2 protein-coding genes are annotated in these 4950 nt (G+C 45.9%); both read left to right on the top strand.

Translation table 11 applies throughout. The features are described from left to right. The first annotated feature begins 11 nt into the window (after positions 1-11). Positions 12-4673 carry an AAA family ATPase gene (locus tag J7529_RS24335; RefSeq protein ID WP_318731130.1) on the top strand — a complete coding sequence of 1554 codons (4662 nt, stop codon included), beginning with the start codon at positions 12-14 and terminating at the stop codon, positions 4671-4673. Between the two features lie 35 nt (positions 4674-4708). Beyond that, on the top strand, positions 4709-4950 hold a 242-nt coding region (locus J7529_RS24330; protein WP_318731129.1), incomplete at its 3' end, for a hypothetical protein.

The raw sequence follows: 4950 nt of genomic DNA, 5'->3' as shown, positions 1-4950 counted from the left end.
TAATGAAACTGATGGCTAAAAATGCAGAAGAGCGATATCAGAGTGCATTGGGATTAAAATTTGACCTAGAACACTGTCTCAAACAATGGCAAGAAACCGGCAAAATAGAACCCTTTGAGTTAGCCAGTAGGGATATTGCAGGTCGCTTCCTGATTCCCGAAAAACTCTACGGACGAGAACAGGAAGTAAAAACCTTACTAGAAGCTTTCAACCGCGTCGCAACTGGAAACAGCGAAATGATTCTAGTCGCTGGATTTTCCGGTATTGGCAAAACTGCCATTGTCAACGAAGTACACAAACCTATCGTTCAGCAACGGGGTTATTTCATCAAAGGAAAATTCGATCAATTCAACCGTAACATTCCCTTCTCAGCATTCGTGCAAGCCTTCCGCAGCTTGATGGGGCAATTACTTGGAGAATCCGATACCCAATTGCAAGAGTGGAAAGCTCAAATTTTAGAAGCAGTGGGAAACAATGGTCAAGTTCTTATTGAGGTCGTTCCCGAACTCGAGAGCGTTATTGGCAAACAGCCTCCCGTTCGCGAACTCTCCGGAAGTGCAGCACAAAATCGTTTTAACCTGCTCTTTGAGCAATTTATTGCTGTCTTCACCACCCAAGAACATCCTTTAGTGATGTTTCTGGATGACCTGCAATGGGCGGATTCGGCATCTTTAAATCTGATAAAGGTGTTAATGGGCGATCGCGATCGAGGCTATTTGCTGCTGTTGGGAGCCTATCGCGATAATGAAGTGTTTCCAGCTCATCCATTGATATTGACCCTAGCAGAGTTGGAAAAGCAGGACGCAACTATTTCAACAATCACGTTGGCTCCCTTGAGTGTACATCACATCAATCAGCTTTTGGCAGAAACCTTCAGTTGTAATGTCGAACAAGCTCAACCTTTAACAGAATTAGTGTATCAAAAAACGCAAGGAAATCCCTTTTTTACGACACAGTTTTTGAAAGGATTACATGAGGATGAATTGATTACGTTTAATCGCAATTTGGGATATTGGGAATGCGATTTGGTGAAGGTGCGAGATTCGGCACTTACTGATGATGTAGTAGAGTTTGTGGCGGGACGCTTACAGAAGCTGCCCGCCGCAACACAAGAGGTGTTGAAGTTAGCCGCTTGTATTGGCAACCCGTTCGATCTCGAAACCTTGGCTGTGATTTGTGAAACCCACTCAGAAGAAGTGGCGAACGAGCTTTGGAGTGCGCTGCAAGAAGGGATGATTTTACCCATTAGCCAAGCCTATAAGTTTTTCCAAGGTGAGATAGATTCTAGTCCAACTGAGATAATAACTGTCGATTATCGCTTCCTGCACGATCGCGTCCAACAGGCTGCTTATTCCCTGATTCCCAACGAACAAAAACAAATCACTCATCTTCAAGTTGGACGTTTGCTTTTCCACAATACCCCCGAGGTCCGAAAAGAGGAAAAACTGTTCGATATAGTCAACCAATTGAACATAGGAGCGGATTTAATGGCAGAATCCGCAGAGCGCCAAAACCTCTCCGAGTTAAACTTGAAAGCAGGGAAGAAGGCCAAAGCCTCGACTGCCTATGATGCAGCCGTGAACTATCTCACCGCAGGGATTTCACTACTCCCCCCCACAAGCTGGGAGTCCCACTATTATTTAACCCTGGATTTGCATATTTCTGCTGGCGAAGCCGCTTTCCTTAACGGTAATTTTTCCCAGCAGCAACAATGGGCTGCAACGGTGATGAAATATGCCAAAACCCTCCTCGATCGCGTTAAAATCTACGAAACTAACATTCAGGCTGCCCAAGCCCAAGGACAGCTCCTCGAAGCGATCGCCATTGCCCTTGAAGTCCTCAAATTATTGGGGGTTGAGTTTCCCGAACAACCCACTCATGCCGATGTCGAACGGGAATTAGAAGTCATCAAGTCTGCCCTTTCCCAGAAAACCGAAGCAGAAATCATCGCCGAGGCGATCGCCACAGACCCAGAAAAATGTGCAGCAATGCGTATCTTAGCTTCAGTAGCGGGATCAGCCTACGGGGCAGCTTTCGATCTGATGGCCTTGATGGGCTTTAAATTGGTTGAATTATCTCTGAGCTACGGCAATACTCCGGAGTCCGCCCTCGGTTATGCAATTTATGGGATAGTTTTATGCGAACTGGTGGAAGATATCGAAAGTGGATATGCAGCCAGTCAACTGGTTTTAGGATTGCTCGATCGCTTGCAGGCTAATACCCTCAAAGCCCAAATCTTCGTGTTTGCTTACGATTTAATTCGCCACTGGAAAGTCCATATTCGCTCGATTCTTCCTCCCTTACAGGAAGGTTACGCCAGTGGATTGGAAAACGGCGATTTAGAATGGGCAACGTTTAGCGCCCTAATTTATTGCTACCATGCGTATTTCATGGGCCGGGAACTCTCCAATTTAGGGAAGGAAATGGCCAAGTATAGCGAGATAATTGCCAACCTCAAACAAGAAGTTGCCCTCCACTATCAGGAAATTTCCCGCCAAGCCGTGTTCAATTGGCTCGGTAAGTCAGACGATCCCTGTCGGTTGGTGGGAGAGGCTTACAATGAAGATGAAATGCTCCCCTTGCATGAAGAAGCTGGCGATCGCACCGCCGTCTGCTTTCAGGCACTCAATAAACTCATTCTTTGCAATTATTTTAACAATCATATCCTCGCACAACCCACCGCAGACCTCGCCCGCGAATACCTCGATGGGGCAACAGGAGCCATACACTGGCCAATTTTCCATTTCCACGATTCTCTCACCCAACTGGCACGTTTTACCAACAGTTCCCCTTCAGAACAAACGCAGATACTATCTCAAGTTGCAGCCAATCAAGAGAAATTGCAACGATGGGCGAACTTCGGGCCCATGAATCATCTACATAAATATCATCTCGTCATCGCAGAACACCATCGAGTTATGGGGGAGCAAGTAGAAGCAATGAAAATGTACGATCGCGCCATTACAGGAGCTAAAGAAAACGAGTACATACAAGAAGAAGCTCTGGCCAACGAACTCGCAGCTAAATTCTATCTGGACTGGGGCAAAGAAAAATATGCTGAACTTCATATGCAGGAAGCTTATTATTGCTACGCCCGCTGGGGAGCCAAGGCCAAAACCGACCAACTCGAAGAAAAATATCCCCAACTACTTTCCTCCATTTTGCAACAGCCCCGCTTGCAGTTACAGAGCGGTCAAACCGCGACTAGCACTTTGACACAAACGGCCAGTTCGAGTACCAGCGCGATCGGCTTCATGCTCGATTGGGCAACAGCAATGAAAGTCTCCCAATCCCTATCGAAGGAAATCCACTTGGATAAACTCATCGCAAGCTTGATGAAAGCAGCGATGGAAAATGCCGGAGCAGATGGTGGCATTCTACTCTTGCAGCAACTAGAAAGTTGGCACGTTGTAGCCCGATACCCCCAAGAAGGTGCCGACTTGTATTCGACCAAGACAGCAAACGAAAGCGCTCTACCGACAAGCGTCATTAATAAAGTCAAGCACAGCATTGAACCAATTCTTATTAACGACTTCTCTAGTGATATTCAGTTTGCCGGAGACCCCTATCTGCTACAAGAACAACCCAAGAGCTTCCTGTGCGCGCCCATCCTCAATCAAGGTAAGCTGATTGGTATCCTCTATCTAGAAAACCATCTAGCCGTAGGAGCGTTTACGCGCGATCGCGTGGAACTGCTCTCTATGCTCTGTTCCCAAGCCGCTATCTCTCTAGAAAATGCCCGTTTGTATCAACAGTCCCAAGACTACGCGCAGAAACTCAAAGGAACAGTGCAAGAGCTTCAGCAGACCCAGCAACAATTACAGCAATCTTTTGAGGAACTCAAACAAGCCCAACTGCAATTGGTGCAAAGCGAGAAAATGTCAGCTTTGGGTAACTTAGTAGCAGGAATAGCCCACGAAATTAATAATCCCGTAGGATTTATTTCTGGAAACATAGACCCAGCACGAGATTATGTGCAAGAGTTGTTGGGATTAATAGACCTTTATCAGCAAGAATATCCACAGCCAAGTGAGGCAATAGAAGAGGAACTAGAAGCAATAGACCTGGAGTTTGTGCGCTCGGATTTACTAGAACTGATTTCTTCCATGCGATCGGGAACGGATCGCATCAGGTACATCAGCAGATCTTTACGGACATTTTCGCGCACGGATAAGGAATATAAAGTCGCTTTTGACATTCACCAAGGCATTGACAGCACATTGCTGATTCTCAAACATCGCCTGAAAGCCAACGAGGAGCGTCGAGGGATTGAAATTGTGAAAGAGTATGGAGAATTACCGCAAGTAAAATGTTTTCCGGGGCAACTCAACCAAGTGTTTATGAATTTGATGGCTAATGCTATTGATGCCCTAGATCAGGTCAACCAAGGACGCAGTTTTGGCGAGATTACTAATCAAATTAAGATTACCACCTCAGCAACAGCCCAGGAGGTCACCATTCGCATTACTGATAATGGCATGGGGATGACAGAAGAAGTTAGAGAACGTATCTTTGAGCAAGGATTTACGACTAAAGCGGTGGGTAAAGGCACGGGGTTAGGAATGGCGATCGCGAAATCAATCATCACCCAAAAACATGCCGGTAAGATTACCTGTACTTCTCAATTGGGTAAAGGTACTGAGTTAGAAATATGTCTTCCTCTCAGCAACTAGCTCGCTGATTCTAGATTGCATATCATAGCTAAAAGATGAGATGGCGATCGCAACTGAGCTGTGATCGCGATCGGGTATTAGAAGCGAATAAAATATTTATCATTACCATAAGAGAACATCAGAAAAGCTCCAACCTCATGACTCCAACACTTCCTGGCTATCAAATTGGCTCAAAAATCTATGAAGGAGAGCGAACCTTAGTCTATCAAGGAACACGCCTATCCGACTCCCTAAACGTCGTGATCAAATTGTTACGCAACTCCTACCCCAGTTTTAG

It is taken from the genome of Roseofilum sp. Guam (assembly GCF_017746735.1).
GTDB classification, from domain to species: Bacteria; Cyanobacteriota; Cyanobacteriia; order Cyanobacteriales; family Desertifilaceae; genus Roseofilum; species Roseofilum reptotaenium.
The sequence above is the reverse complement of the archived record's forward strand: the minus strand, read 5'-3'. Positions and strand labels throughout refer to the sequence as shown.

Coding starts and splice junctions, on each gene's coding strand:
- J7529_RS24335 (WP_318731130.1), top strand. CDS start 12: ATGGCTAAAAATGCAGAAGAGCGATATCAGAGTGCATTGGGATTAAAA.